At 39.2% G+C, this 15562-nt stretch carries 12 protein-coding genes; 5 read left to right on the top strand and 7 right to left on the bottom strand.

The window, feature by feature from the left end:
• Positions 1-118: 118 nt before the first annotated feature.
• From Q0890_RS09070 to Q0890_RS09040, 7 genes are all read right to left on the bottom strand, one after another.
• Entirely contained in the window at positions 119-3313 is a 3195-nt protein-coding gene (locus tag Q0890_RS09070; RefSeq protein ID WP_299219732.1) for a site-specific integrase, read from the bottom strand.
• Entirely contained in the window at positions 3310-5544 is a 2235-nt protein-coding gene (locus Q0890_RS09065) for a hypothetical protein (RefSeq protein ID WP_299219729.1), read from the bottom strand. The genes Q0890_RS09070 and Q0890_RS09065 overlap by 4 nt, the downstream gene beginning before the upstream one ends.
• Complete coding sequence (locus tag Q0890_RS09060) at positions 5534-6085, bottom strand: hypothetical protein (protein WP_299219726.1); 552 nt, start codon at positions 6083-6085, stop codon at positions 5534-5536. Before Q0890_RS09060 ends, Q0890_RS09065 begins: the two co-directional genes overlap by 11 nt.
• A gap of 683 nt (positions 6086-6768) precedes the next feature.
• Positions 6769-7047, bottom strand: coding sequence for a peptidylprolyl isomerase PpiC (gene ppiC / locus Q0890_RS09055; protein ID WP_058369164.1), 279 nt, complete (start codon positions 7045-7047; stop codon positions 6769-6771).
• Positions 7048-7168: 121 nt separating this feature from the next.
• The gene (rluF, locus tag Q0890_RS09050; RefSeq protein ID WP_299219715.1) at positions 7169-8161 is read right to left on the bottom strand and encodes a 23S rRNA pseudouridine(2604) synthase RluF; all 993 of its coding nucleotides are present in this window, start codon (positions 8159-8161) and stop codon (positions 7169-7171) included.
• Positions 8162-8423: 262 nt separating this feature from the next.
• Positions 8424-9137 (bottom strand): hypothetical protein, encoded by a 714-nt coding sequence (locus Q0890_RS09045; RefSeq protein WP_299219712.1) that lies wholly within the window; start codon positions 9135-9137, stop codon positions 8424-8426.
• Between the two features lie 103 nt (positions 9138-9240).
• A complete protein-coding gene (locus Q0890_RS09040) occupies positions 9241-9885 on the bottom strand; it encodes a glutathione S-transferase (RefSeq protein ID WP_299219709.1) in 645 nt (214 codons plus the stop codon).
• A 315-nt stretch (positions 9886-10200) separates the two neighbouring features.
• Here Q0890_RS09040 and otsB point away from each other — a divergent pair, with 315 nt between their 5' ends.
• The 5 genes from otsB to Q0890_RS09015 all read left to right on the top strand — a co-directional run bounded on the left by otsB (position 10201) and on the right by Q0890_RS09015 (position 15559).
• Entirely contained in the window at positions 10201-11142 is a 942-nt protein-coding gene (gene otsB / locus Q0890_RS09035; RefSeq protein ID WP_299219706.1) for a trehalose-phosphatase, read from the top strand.
• Positions 11139-12782 (top strand): trehalose-6-phosphate synthase, encoded by a 1644-nt coding sequence (locus Q0890_RS09030; protein WP_299219703.1) that lies wholly within the window; start codon positions 11139-11141, stop codon positions 12780-12782. The genes otsB and Q0890_RS09030 overlap by 4 nt, the downstream gene beginning before the upstream one ends.
• 98 nt (positions 12783-12880) lie before the next feature.
• Positions 12881-13978, top strand: coding sequence for an acyl-CoA dehydrogenase family protein (locus tag Q0890_RS09025; protein ID WP_299219700.1), 1098 nt, complete (start codon positions 12881-12883; stop codon positions 13976-13978).
• Complete coding sequence (locus tag Q0890_RS09020; protein ID WP_299219697.1) at positions 13966-14784, top strand: PIG-L deacetylase family protein; 819 nt, start codon at positions 13966-13968, stop codon at positions 14782-14784. Before Q0890_RS09025 ends, Q0890_RS09020 begins: the two co-directional genes overlap by 13 nt.
• A complete protein-coding gene (locus tag Q0890_RS09015; RefSeq protein ID WP_299219694.1) occupies positions 14768-15559 on the top strand; it encodes an SAM-dependent methyltransferase in 792 nt (263 codons plus the stop codon). Before Q0890_RS09020 ends, Q0890_RS09015 begins: the two co-directional genes overlap by 17 nt.
• Positions 15560-15562 lie beyond the last annotated feature (3 nt).

The following is a 15562-nucleotide window of genomic DNA, read 5'->3' as shown; positions in this document are numbered from 1 at the left end:
AATAATTTCAAGTTTATGTATAAAAAACAAATAGTTCAGATGGTCAACCCAGCCCCTTTTAAAGCAATTTGAACGGTACATTTCAGTAGGTATTAACTTAAAGGGCTTTCTAGTCTTTTTAACTAACTAATTCAAAATTTATGTCCACAATCAGCAGTAAATGCATCACATACTTCATCAGTGATGACGATGCACGGCTAGCTTTATTATTAGTAGAGTTCACTATCTCATTCTCTTTAGGGTTAATTACTGACAATGAATAACCACTATAATAATCGTCATTAGTGAGATTTTTTGATAATTGACGATAGTCAGCTTTGAACTCTTTCGTTATTTCTAGCTGTTTTTCTTCATTCATTATTTTCTGATATTTTAACTCCCCTTTCTTAGGCTTTGTTGTTCGCTTCATTTGATAGGAACTAATATTTATACGCCAGTATCTAGCAGGTAGTATTTTTATGACAATATTTAAATAGTCATAAAATATCTTTTTTTCCTTGAATGTAAAACGAAGGTCGCTATGTGATGAGTTAGATTTTTTATAGAATATTGAAAGCATACGTTGAACATGCTCTTTCATCGGCTGTTTGAGATATAGATTTTCTAATTTAATAAAACATTCCTGCACGAGTTGCTGCTCTTTAGCGATGGTTGGTAGTGTTGGTGCTACCAATAAATGCCCTGACTTTGGCTGTTTGTACTTAGATATTAATTTATAATGAGCCTTGCTATTCTTATCAGCTGCTAGAAGCAGCGCTCGATTGTATAACGCAACTGCATCTTCATAGATAAAATGATGTTGGGCGGCTTCAGAAACTGTCTTACCTGCCTCAATCTCACTCAAAAACTCTTCAATCTGCCAGCGTGCATACTTCCCAAAAATAACGGAAGTATTAATATAATCCTCTTCTTTATTTGATGTAAAAGAATGCTGCTTACTATTATCAATTTTTTTGATATTCAACTCACGATTGATAAACTTACGGATTTTTGTCAAATCCACGCTATTCTTTTCGAAATCTAAAGCTTGTGGATTATGTTGATTAAAACTTCGTCGTGCTTTATTCGTAAGTTTCGTAACCACATCAACAGGTAGCTCCATATATGCCTGATCCAATAGATGTGCTGCGATTATATCTACCGTATGTATATAAGAGCTAAAAGTAGTATCTAGGTCGGCATGCCCTGCAAATTCCATTAAGGCATCCCAATGATGACCAGAATTAATACGCACTTTTCCTAATAAGTCCTCTTTAATACACTGCGCTTCTTCCTCGTTATAATCAGTAAAAATGTCCAAAACTTCTTGACGACATCTAAGTATTACTGCCATATTAGATAAAGCATTATGGCGAAAGCTATGCAATACTAAATGCTGGTATTGAGGGCCAATAACCTCTTTAAACACTCTATCTACACTACCTCGATCTAATGGAGTCGACAGTCCTTCAAGTGCGAATAAGTATTTGCCTTCTTTTTTATGACGATTTCGTTCTATAAAATAAGACTGAAACCCTTTGAACTCATCTGGTTTTAACAATACTGATAAAGTAATTCTGCGAGTGCCATCATCTGATTTTAGGGCTCTATAGCTATTTGAACGAATAATAAGATTGATCTCATTATAAGTATATGGGTCATATTCACTATCTGTTAACCGAATACCTAACAGCTCATTGATTCTTAAGCCAGTGCGATAGAGCAAAGTAAAGATCACTTTCATCATGCTTTTATTGTATGAAGATAATGCGATCTGATTACTGACACTTCGTAGAATATGTTTATATAAGTCAGCTGATATTAAACTGCTAGAAACTATTTTCGGATCATTTTCACGCTGAAGATGCACATGCGGTGCACCAAAATGTTTTTTTAAGCTTTGATGTAGTGAGTTCAATACCGTCTGGGTATAACCTATATTGAGAGTATTTTTCTTGGCGATGATACTATCGTATAAAAACTCATATTGATACACTTGATAATCTGTAATATCTTCATCACGAGTACCATATAAAAATGCTTCACCCACTTCTGTCAAATATCTTAATAAAGTAGAGGTAGCTTTATTAATAGCATTTAAATCAAGCATCCAGAGAATTAAACTTTGCTCATTATAACCTTCGTGAATTTTAATCAACGCCTCGAGCTGCTCTTTAACTTTTTTCCTACTGCCCATAAGGGCGCGGCGAATATCTTTTAATACGTTTTTATGAGCCTTATCTTTACTTACACTATCCTCTATATCGGCAACTTCATCCTGCAAAGTTTGAGTAGGCTTATTAAGCCTATCAAACGTGATGTACTCATTATTGATAGTAGTGCTATCTGATTGCTGAGGAGCCCCTAAGTAAGCTTGCAAGTCGTTTGAACTAATCGCGGTATGGGTATCATGGTGGACAAGCAATTCAACTAGCTGCTGATCTATGTGTACATTCGACAATGTCTGCCAGTAAATATTCAAATATCTAAAAAAATCTGTTTTCTCTAAGGTATCCAGTTTAAACTTTTCTTCGGTCAGCTTACCCAACTGCCTGATACAGCTATGAAAGCTTGGTAACTTCGATGTCTTGTCTTCTAATAGCTGATTAACTTTAACTAACCACAAGCGACTGATATCGTCTATGAATACCCACTTTGAATAAGAAATAATTTTTTCATCAGAACCGTCAATATCGACTATCTGATTACCATAAGTTTTAGACACGATATCTAATGGAATATAGACCATGTTATCAGCCAATATATGTAACTTCTTTTTAGTGGTGATATGCACATAAACAGCATTTAATACATCAACAGAATGTATGCGTCCATGCATCAACAATGAAAACATTAACCAAGCTAGTCCATCAATAAGGGTAAAACTGTTCTTTGTTTGCCATGTTTGCACAGCTTCCTTCATTATACTTTGCAGTTTAGGCAGATAAAAAAAAGCATCCCTTACAGCTGTGTTTTTTGGGCGTTGAGGCTGATAAGCAACCGTTGGAGCTGGCAGTGGCTCTAGCCCCTTACGTTTACGCTCACGGTTAATATTATTAAAAAAGAAAAGACGCTTGGTTAATGCTATTGGCATTAGACCCGCAGAAATATATTGGCTTTCTTCAAACTCTTTGTAAATATCTTCATAGAGTTGGTAAATAGATGTCTCATTAACCGTAGAATGTTCTGATTCAATATTTTTAAGAAAGCTCTCCCAAAACTTTTGACATATAAATTCAGCTTCTACTAAAATATCTTTTTTTTGCTCTTTACGTCTCTGCTCACGACGTTTATAGCCGAACAATTCATCATCTGACTGTTTTTTAACACTCATACTTGCACCTGTCTTATCTCAAGCTTATCTGCAAGTGCTTGATAAGTTGGACGCAAGTCCAAAATGTCACCGATGCTTATCGATGAATTCTTTCGCCAAGACTCCTGCCCCATCATCTCATGACCAAATACAGAGAGTATCATCGACTCATTTACGTTCTGCTCATGCAGATAACGCTGCCCAACATGCCTTGTCCAATCCTCTTTGAACTTAAAGTTTTTATGAATTTCATTTCTCACCAGTACTGGACGAATTGATTCTAGCTCACCTTTTTTATTAAACACGTTAATCAGTGGTCGCTCAGATTTCATTACCTCGTCAACCCAATGTTGAATGCGCATGTCTAAACGACAAAAAAGAGACGAGAAGCTTTTTAAAAAATCTATATATCGGTTGATTGCCTCAATTAAGAATGGACATAGAGGCACATATCTTTGACTCGACGCCGTTGCTCGCTCTTCTTTGTCAGAGATCCAAATAAGCCCTAGTTCTAAATTAAATTGATCAAAATAACCTGGTGCACCCTCAACTGCCCGCACTGAAGTTAAAAGTAAGCTGATATGCCAAAGCCAAATGCTATACGCATTAAATTTTTCAATATAATCAGTCGTTGCCTCTACTTTTTGGTGTAATAGGTCAATAAAATTAATGACGATTGCATAATCAGGGCAATTTTGACTACCGATTTTATAATTAAAAATATTGGAAACTAGATTTAGGTAGTCATTGTCATATGTCGTTTTTTGACTGATAAGTGTAATGGCTCGTTGATAAACAGCTCGAATGTTATCAATACTGTTAGAGCTATACCATATATCGGCTCGTTTACGTTCATTTCGACCTGTAATGATACTAGCAATCTGACTATTAGAGACATGATGAATAAGAATACTGTATAAGCCTTTCTCAATACGGGCCAGTGACAGATATGGTAGCTTTAGGGCATCACGAGTTTCGTTTATAACTTCATACAAAATCTCTTTATTAATATCGCCTTTATAGGCTAAAAACACACCCAGTTGCTCAGGAAGACTTATGTCACATTCAAGCAAACGATTGGCTAATACTTTCTGGATACCTTGAGTACGCAGTCTAAGAGGTGTGATGTCTAGGATGATATTTAAATGATAGCTATTGTTCCGACGATTTAAATTAATATACTGCTTATTGTTACCTGTTACATCCTCAATTAACTGGACAACTGACCTCCCAGTTAACATTGACAGTAGTAAATAACTAACCACTCTCTTTTTATCTCTATCATGACTAGATGATAATCCCTCAAAAAGCTGCCATAGATACGCAAAAATATTTTGTAACGCGAATAAAGGTAGAATCCTGACATTACTGCCTATAAGACGTTCGTTCTTATTGGCATGCTGCAGCTTTGAGCGCGTACGATGGTACATCTGTTGCGGAGAATACTTTTCATGCGCTTGTAGTGATGTTTGCTTGAGTAACGTAAAATCTGGTAATCCAATATCTAATTTCTCGCGCACGACATCAATATCATTATCAGTTTTTAAAAACTCGGTGACACTAATTAACTCATCGCTATCATCGTCGACATCATTAAACACAACGTACTCAATTTTTTCCTCATCAACCCGCCGCGTAACCCTACTTTTACGACCATTTGTGGAAGTCCGCTCGATACGATTTTTGTTATGCAGCACAAATTTTAATGCTCTATGCACTTTAGCAAACTGATTAAGATCAGGACTATTAATCTCGTCGAGATGTTGCTTATATGCATCAATATTTTCGAATGTAGTAGCTATATCTTTAGATTGTAGCTCTACACACTCTTGCCATAAATTATGATAAGAACTACCTTGTACTATCCACAAACGTGCAAAAGTAGTTATTTCAGTAATTCTGTTCATTAATTTACGATCTGAACAGTATAGTAGTAATTGACATAGTTTGGATATCCAAAGCCACTCTGGTGCTGGATTGCTGATATCTAAATCTTCAAGATGATACGTTGAACCTATAAATGTTGTTACTCTGAAATGATCGTTTGTTAATCTACCAGTACAACTCTTATAAATGGCTTTAAGTTCTATTTTTGATAAAACAAAATCCTTCTCTGTCTCTGGTAAAGATAAACTCATAAAACCCTGGCCTGACAATGCAGCCACAGTTAGAAAGTATTTCCTAACGCTTTGGTGGTTATCGAGTACATTAGGAATGAGTCCATCAGTAGCATGCTCAATATCAATCTCCATTTACATTCCTTTGTATCAACTCGTCAAAGCTAGGCATCTTGAAGACTGAGCATTTTTGTTTTGCCTGTTGATAATCAAAATGATGTCTAGAGATACCTTTTCTTCGGCAAACATCTTCAATCGTCATCAGCTTACCAAATAGCTTGCGCTGAATACCTTCTGGCATCTGAACCTTTAATTGGTTATAGATATCAATATTTACAGGATTAAGGTTTAAAAACTCTTCCAAAACATATTTCCATGACTCTAGGTTTATTGAGCTTATAGTCGGCTGCAACTTCTTAACATAGACATCAGTACTATTCGCCATTACCAATTGTGCTGAAAAATTATTATAAAAATAGAAGTTCATTCGATCGTAGAAAACATCAAAGTGTATTGTCTGATTCTCAGTTAAAACTATGTAGTCTATTGGAAAATATTCTACATAGAGTTTATATGCTGTTTTAGCTTCAGGGTGTATATACAAACTTAGTAAATCTTTAGAGGATAGACGGGCGTATTGAGTACTAGACTTGGGTAGGTTGTTACTTGTTTTCATAATGCACCTTTAGCTTGTAACTCATATAAAGTAGCTTGCTTTAGAATCCGAAATATCACGTATAGACATTGGATAATTCTGCTAGGGGAGAGTAAAATATGATTTAACAAGTTTTTAGTCGGTGTCAAAATACCATAAATTCATGGTGACTATAAACGTGTGGTATAAGTAATATTGTTCTTTTTTACACTATACATTGAGATAATAAAAAAAGCTACACCGTATGTATATCATATGGTGTAGCCTATAATCTATTAAAATACATTTCTATAATTTTAGTCCGCGAGCCTTGCCAAGGTTGGGGTATCTCTTATCCCGCTCCAAATATTAAGAAAGCCTCACTACTCTTTATACGAGCAGTGAGGCTTTTTTTGTCTGTTTTTCGGGGGATGTAGCGGAATTATCAAAATAGGTTATTGGATATAGTTAAGTTTGTCTACTCAACTAAAAGCTCGTTCCAACCGTTAAAGTTATAGTACTATTAGAGTCAACTATCACCATAGTCCATTCTAAATATAGAAAACCCAGTTTGAGACGATTTCTAAATGCTTTGCCTATTTAGACAATGTTATATGTGAGCACAACTTTTGGCAGGTAGATAAGTATTCACCATAAGAAAAGCCAGACAACTCAAGTTATCTGGCTTTTCTTATACATCGTCTATTAAATACAGAATCTAACGCTTACGTCCTATAAAGCACTTTAACCACATGCCAACCAAATTTGGTTTTTACTAAATGCGGAGTAAATAGTTCGCCGTTGAAGCAGACTTTATCGAATGCTGGCACCATTTGACCTTTTTTAAACTCGCCTAAGTTACCGCCTTTTTTAGCTGACGGGCAGGTTGAGTGTTTTTTAGCGAGCACATCAAAATGCGCACCTTTTTTAAGCTTGGCGATAATATCCTCCGCCAACTCTTTATCTTTTACTAAAATATGTAATGCGCTAGCGGTACGAGCCATAATGTAAAGCCTTTATAAAATATTCATTATCGGGGAATTATATCACTACTTACCTTGGTCGCTAAACTCACTTGTAGGCGCTACTTTATCAAAAATTATTATCTGACCATTACACATTGAGCTATCGTTTTGAAGACCGCTTAGACCCTCGGCCTTTTGCAGGACGCTTACCGTTTGTAGCAGGTTTACCATTGCCTCCAGCCTTCTTATCATGACCAGAATGACGCCCACCTTTAGAACCCCTTGGTTTTCTAGCACCGTCTTTAGGGTGTTTACTACTCCCCTTTGCCGCGCTTGCTGATTTAGAAGACGCTTTTGATTTTGACGAGCTATTAGTACGAGCGTTTTTTCTTGGTGTATTGCGAGATTTCTTAGCCGCATTCTTGTCTTGCGAAGAAGAATCTTCTATAGAGTTAAGTAAAACAGACATCTCCTTTGGGGTTAAATCTCGCCAATCTCCAACTGGAAGACCCTTAAGGGTCACGTTCATAATCCGTGTACGTTCAAGCTTCACGACTTCATAACCAAAATGCTCACACATCCGGCGAATTTGACGGTTTAACCCCTGTACTAGCGTAATGTTAAATACGGTGGGTGCCACCTTAGTTACCGGGCATTTTTTGGTCATCGTGCCCAAAATAGGCACACCGCCTGCTAAACCCTCAATAAAACTATCGGTGATCGGTTTATTAACCGTCACCAAATACTCTTTTTCATGATTATTACCCGCACGTAATACCTTGTTCACTAGGTCGCCATTGTTGGTCAAAAAGATTAAACCTTGAGAATCTTTATCCAAACGACCAATCGGAAAAATACGTACTCCATGTCTGACAAAATCGACAATGTTACTTTTCTCCGAGCTTTCAGTAGTGCTCACAATGCCCACTGGCTTATTCAATACAATAAAGACAAAATCATCTGCCTCCCGCGGCTCGATGAGCTGTCCGTTAACTTTTACCGTATCTCCAGTAACCACCTGATCGCCTACTTGAGCACGCTTACCATTGAGGTAGACATTACCTTGTTCAATAAAGCGGTCAGCGTCTCGCCTGGAGCAAATACCGCTTTCGCTGATGTATTTATTTAAACGAGTCGAGGATGTATTAAACATAAAGTACCACTTTCACCTAGTAAAAAGCCTTTTTTGCTAAGAAAAAGACTAAATTGAATGGATTATCGTCAGCGAGATGGCTCACATTATATAGGAAGTTCAGCACCCAATTTAAAGGAGAGGGCAATCTAAAAATAGATGCATAATCGTCCAAATCGAAGTTGTGTCAAAACAGCTTTTTAAGGATGCCAAAAGTGCAAAAAAACTATACGAGTTGAAAGGCATGGGACGGACAAACGAAGCCAATCTCTAGTCAAACCATTCAAAACCACCCCTCTTCTAACAGATGGGCTGTATTACTCAATTTAAACTCAGTATGTAAGTCATAAAACGTTCCTGGGTCTTCAATATTATCAAGTAAATCGCGTTTATTAAGCGCTACAAACATCGCCAGCGAATAAGCCGGACAATGAATAGACTTCTTGGGGTTAAATTCAAGGTCTGTAAAGGCTTGATATTGCATAACCTCTTCGTGTAACTGAGTGTTCTGCTTTAGTGCGTTAATATACAGCCAATCATAAAACGCAGTTAGCGGCTCTAGATTCCACTCCATACCAAAATCATTGTAACCAATGAGCTCACCAGAGGATTGTAAGCGCTCGTCTTTTTTGGCTTGTCTTGGTGGCACTGCTAGCAAATCAGTATAAGGACCGCCATGTTCAAACACCTTACTCGCCTGAAAGATGTTTTCGACACTATACTGCGCGCCGTTATGCTCGTCAGTGAGCTTTAAACTAAGTGGACTGAGTAAAAAGCTGAGCTTATTGCCAGATTTACTAGACAGCTCTAAAACGTGATTGAATCCATATTTTTTACGAATGACTTGATGCATATCATTGATGGATTTTTTCTTTTGCCGACTGGCAAACCCCACATGTCGCTCAAACCTAACCATATCTGTTTTTACCAGATTATCACTGTTGACTCTAGGCATAAATACGGGTTTGTGTTCTACAGCGTCTTGTCTTTGTTCCATAATTTGATTTCTTTATTTCATAACAATGAGCATTATATCAATAGTTCTGTATCAATGTTCCTTCATAACGCTAGTGTTTGCCTTTATGACAGAATATTACTGGTCATGGAAAGACCACTACATCATCCCCTTCCTGCCAAGGCTGATACTTCGTCATTATTTGTGTAAATAGCGGATGCGTCAACCAGTCTTGTAGCCAGCGCTGCAGATTTGGATAAGGCAGACTATAAAAAGTATCACGATCCACATGAGCAAACTGCCGAACAAAAGGCACAATCCCAATGTCAGCAATGGTTATGCCCTCCCCTAAAAGATAAGTATGCTTGGTTAGCAGTTCTTCTAAAACCTGCAAAAACGCCTCACCTCGTTGCCGATACGTTTCTTGGGTCATCTCAGGGTGACGATCGGCATATTTGTAACGATCCAGCCAATATTTAAATTCATTGTCGTTTTTGTCAATCAACGCATTTGCCTGGTGCATAACTTCTACATCAAGTAGCTCTTGCGGATCGTTTTGTGCAAGCGCCCATGTCATGATCTCTCGGCTCTCTTCAATTACTTCACCGCCCAAAAGCTGTAAAACAGGTACCGTACCTTTTGGGCTAATCGCTAGCATCTGTAGCGGTTTATTTTTTAGTATTATCTCCCGCAGCTCCACTTGCAACTCGGCAAATAAGATGCCAAGCCTAGCGCGCATGGCATAAGGACAGCGACGAAAAGAGTATAAGCGATGAAGTGAGAAAGTCATAAGTATCATTCTTAGTTTAATCTAGATGAATGGGCTTAAAAGTGCAGGCTATTATCTTATCATCAACCACATTGTCTGATAAATTAAAAGTTTTACACTAAAAAAATTCATACTAAATGACACAGTCATCATGTCGCAGTGTGAGTCGGTTTGTGGCAAACTTATTATCAGACTTTACCAGTTATTATTGCTTTATAAACAAATACTTAAAGATATATTCACTTTAAGCAATTAAAGCCTGTTTTATATTAAGACTGAATAAAGTCAAACCATGACGAGCTAATGTGATGACCTATCGATTAAGAGGAAAAAGATGTGCCTACAGCGAAAGACTCTCATCTGAATATATCACCGATGTATATCAAACCAAGAAGTTTTGCTGATTGTCTGTCTATTCAGCAGGATTATTGCTTGTTTTTAGATATCGATGGCACACTTGCTGATTTTACGCTCAATCCAAAAGATAGCATCATCCCAGCTGCAACACTGTCCCTCATAAAAGACATACAAAGTTGCGGCGTTGATATAGGTGTCGTAACGGGACGTAGCTTGGCAGAAGCAAAGCAAATGCTATCTTCGATACAAGTACCGATTGCAGCCACTCATGGTCTCGAAATAGAATTTGATCGTAATGAAGCCCAAGGTACAAACTACGACAATTCAGATACTTTGCAATTTGATAACACTGAACTTAGCGCTATTAAACTGGCCATTATCCAATCCTGCAAACCTTATAAAGACTTTACCATAGAAGATAAGCCTTACTCTGTCGCTCTGCACTATCGCCAAAACCCTGATTTAGCTGATACGGCGTATGCCATTATGGCAAAAAGGGTAAAAAGTTATGTCAATTGGACGTTGCAACAAGGCAAATATGTTTGGGAGGCGGTGCCAAAAGGGGCGGATAAAGGTGCCGCTATTCTAACTTTATTAAAAAAAATGCAAACCGATCACAAACTTTGTCCTATCTTTATCGGTGATGATATCACTGATGAGGCAGGATTTAGAGCCATACAACAAGAAGATGCCCTAAGCGATAATACATCTATGGCGCAGCTTGGTCAGCCTATAAAAGGTATGGGCATTAAAGTAGGTAGTGGAGCCACTTGTGCTCATTACTACGTACATGACATTACTGAGGTAACGGTTTTACTGCGTAGCTTTTTGGACTTTTGTCAAAACCGAGCCACTCTTTTATCTGAATCATCCGCTCCTAATGACTTTATTACTAAAAAAACAACGAGATGTCTTATATGAGCCGCTTAATCGTTTTATCCAATCGGGTAAAAATGCCCGATAACAACCCAATGGCAGGCGGACTTGCCGTCGCCCTGCATGACATGCTAATAGGAAACTCAGGCATTTGGATGGGCTGGAATGGTGATATTGTAGACGCTTGTGACGACGGCGTTGACAATGAGTTTAACTGTAATGGACAAGATGCTGCAACCGATGCCGATGTACAAGTGGCGAATAAGAATATCACTTATATGACCACTGCCCTCACGTCTAAACAATATCAGCATTTTTATTGCGGATTTGCTAATAATGTATTGTGGTTACTCTTGCACGAGCAAGCTCATCTGATTAGCCAAGCGCCAGAAGATTATGCAGGCTATCAAGCGGTCAACCAACTTTTTGCCAAACAATTAAAAAAGATTATTCGACCCGATGATGTCATTTGGGTACATGATTACCACTTTTTAAGTGTGGCATATTATTGTAGGCAGCTGGGCTTAAATAACCGTATTGGCTTGTTTTTGCACATCCCGTTTGCCCCCCTCGCATTTTGGCAAAAGCTTGATCAAAGTCCTGAATTGATTAAGCACCTTGCTCATTACGATGTATTCGGTATGCAAACTGAGCAAGACAAAGCCAATTGTCTGGCGGTTTTTAACCATTATTTAAAAGACAGCTATCTAGACACCCGCCACTTAACCGATAGTATGTCAAAAACCGGCAGCATATTAAAAACTGATAATAAGCTAAAAGAGTGTTCAAATAAATCTGCACATACAGCACAAGATTTTGCTAAATCCAATCGATCATCTGGTGCGCAGTTGGTACTCAACCTCGACTTAGATGCCCCGCACCGCATCATGATTGATGCTTATCCAATCGGTATAGATGTCGCCAAAATACAACAGCAAGTCATTAATTCATCTTCATATTTATCTTCGCAATACAAAAGACAAATGCCAGAAAAGACTGATATAAAATCAGCCGTTCAGCAGATAATCGCGGTAGATAGGATTGATTATTCCAAAGGATTGTTAGAGCGTTTTTCGGCCTATCGCCAATTTTTGCAGCAATATCCAGCTTATCAAAATCAGCTAAAATTGATACAAATTGCTTGTCCTAGTCGCTTAGATCTTCCCGTTTATCAGCGGCTTTATGACGATGTTAGACAGACTGTCAATGAGGTAAATCAGCAATTCTCACCGATTGAGGCGCACTCAGATGCTTTTAAAATTGACGATGTAAAGACGTGTAAGCTTGATACTTTCGACTCTACAAACAATTGGCAGGCGATTACCTATAGTGAAAACGTGTTAAGTCATGGAGAATTGATGGCAGCGTTTTGGTATAGCGATATTGGCTGGGTAAATTCGCTCAAAGACGGTATGAATCTAGTCGCTAAAGAATACATTGCTGCACAAAACCCAGACAATCCTGGGGTGCTGCTACTCTCTGATTATGCAGGAGCAGCCGAGCAAATGCAGGCAGCTGTTATCATCGACCCGCACAATCCAAAGAGCATCATACAAGGTCTAAACACTGCTCTAACGATGCCACTAAAAGAGCGTAAGTCGCGCTATCAGACGTTACTGCAAGGTCTTTGGCAGTATGACTTACAAGCTTGGCAGCAAGACTTCTTAGAGGATTTATACCGATGACGTCTTGTCGTCGATTTATGATTAACGATGTTTAACCCATAGCTAGTCCTTGAGCGTAGTCTCAATAACTTATTTATAAAAATAATTAGGGAACCCTTATGCTGGACGCAAAAGTTAATTTATTGCAGGATATTAAAGCCGCTATAAAAGACGTGATAAGTACTGATTTAACAGGTACTGACCCAACAGGTACTGACTTGCCTGTCATGACGGACGAATTGCGCCGTGACCTATTAAATATCTTAATCACATATAGTGACAAAATCCCGCATCCTGCCAGCGGTACAGCCGATAATGATGGAACAGACTCACGCACATTAGTTCGTTGGCAAGTGCTGGCGTATGTTGCCAGTATCGACTTAACGATTATAAAGTGGTTTGAGTCGCACCTAGATGCACTAAGCATCTTGCACGAATTGGGTTATGACAAAGCAGTAAAAGGGCTATGCGCAGTTTGGGCGTCAGAGGGTCACCCTGATCCCATACGCTATCAGCAAGGCAAAATAAGCGGCACAAAAGCATGGTGTTCAGGCGCGAATATTGTCAATTATGGGGTAATAACTTATCGAGATGAGCATGGTCGCTCACAACTACTGGTCGTGGATATGCAGCAAGATGGCATTGCGATTGATAATAGTGGATGGCAAGCAGTAGGTATGCAAGCCACTGATACTGCCACTATAACGTTCGATCAGGTAACGGCTGATACTGCTGGGGAAGCCGATGCGTACCTAGAGCGCGTAGGATTTTGGCATGGAGCGGCAGGTGTTGCTGCTTGCTGGTATGGGGCAGCCTCATATATAGCCACTTATTTAATACAGTCTTATCAAAAAAAGCCAAATGACTACAAAGCCATGTATTTAGGACAAGTCGGTACAGCATTGAGTGTTACTCAGCAGTATTTTCATCATGTGGCTCAACTCATAGACACCCAGCCCACGCTGTCCCATGAGCTGGCTATTCGCGAGTTAAGGGCGCATGTCGAGCAAGTCGCTCGGCAAGTAATAGAGAGTGCTGGACAAGCATTGGGCGCGGCACCATTTTGTGGTAACGCGCATTTTGCAAGATTATCAGCAGATCTAAGCGTATTTATCCGCCAAAGTCATGGCGCGTTTGATTTACAAAAAATTGGCGAGCTATCTAGCACCGCAACCAGTGATTTAACAGACGGGCAGGTAAATATATGGCAACTGTAACTCCCAATATGGCTACGTCTGAGAGTCATCATCCAATCGTTGGCGATCGTATAATAGCAGGCGATGGCACCAGTATAGATAGCTGGCAAAACTGGCAAGGGCTACAAAACCTCCCTCGATTGGATATAGCCAAGCGTTTTTCACCAAACCAGCGGGTGTGCATTTTTGCCCCGCATCCTGATGATGAAATATTGGGCTCTAGTGGCTTGCTACAGCAAGTGGCTATTAATGGTAATCCTATTATACTTATTCACGTGACCAATGGCACTCAAAGCCATCCAGACTCACAGATTTATCCTCCGCAGCAGCTTGATATTATCCGTCCAAAAGAAAGCCTAGCGGCGTTAGAAGTATTGGGCATCGCTCATCAAGTGACCATCGTTGCGCTAAATTTGACGGATGGCAATGTGTTTGCCGAGCAAGAGCAGTTTTGGCAAAAACTGACCGCTATTATCCAGCCTGACGATATTTTAGTGACGCCTTTTATGCACGATGGTCACCCTGATCATGAGGCGACAGGGCGTGTGGTCACTGCATTTGCTAAACAGCAGCAGATAGCGTGTTATCAGGTATTGATTTGGGCATGGCACTGGGCAAAGCCTGCCGACACTCGCATTCCTTGGCATCATGCTGTTAGAGTCGATTTGAACGCTGAGCAATTGCAGCGTAAAAGCCAAGCAATTGCCTGTTTTGACAGTCAAATTACCGTTGATGAAAGTACGGGCAACCCGCCTATTTTATCTGCTCAAACCATTGCTAGAATTAGCCAACCTTGGGAAGTTTATCTATATGAGTCACTCACCTAAATCGACAACATCAGCTGATCTTGTTGATAGTTTCGCTAAAACAACTTTGGACAGTTTTAGTCATATTGACAATCGCACTGATGCCTACTCAGAAACGTATTTTGATGCCTTATATAACGACAACACTGATCCATGGGAGTATCAGACCCGCTGGTATGAAAAAAGAAAACGTGATATCTGTCTAGCGATACTACCACAGGAGAAATACAGCAACGCCATTGAGCTGGGCTCTGGCAATGGCGTATTTAGCGAATTATTGGCCCACCGTTGCCAGACTTTGACATGCGTAGATGGTAATCATCAAGCGGTAGCACTTGCCAAACAACGCTTGGCAAATTACGCTCATGCTAAGGTGATTCAAGGGGTCATTCCTAATACGTTATTGAACTTACAGGATGCGCTGTTAAAAGCCTATCCTTTATCAGAATCAGAGGTCTTAGACACGCATAATCCTCCTTTTGATTTAATTGTTATTAGTGAAATTTTATATTATTTATCGCCCACTGATCTCGATAAGGTTATCGCTTGGTCTCAGCAAAACCTTGCAATAGGTGGCACTATACTGTTCTGCCATTGGCGATATAGTATTGATGGCTTTGTGATGACGGGCGAGACAGTACATCAACGTCTGCACCAGACCTTTCATACTATAAATGACAAAGAGACGCCGCAAGCAACGTTTAATCATCAAAGCCAAATTGTAGATTGTGATTTTTTATTAGACGTTTGGCAACGCTCTCCGCGCTCGGTCGCCATGCAGGAAAACCTGATATGACGA

Origin of the sequence: uncultured Psychrobacter sp., from assembly GCF_947488565.1 — a bacterium.
Lineage (GTDB): Bacteria > Pseudomonadota > Gammaproteobacteria > Pseudomonadales > Moraxellaceae > Psychrobacter > Psychrobacter saeujeotis.
The sequence above is the reverse complement of the archived record's forward strand: the minus strand, read 5'-3'. Positions and strand labels throughout refer to the sequence as shown.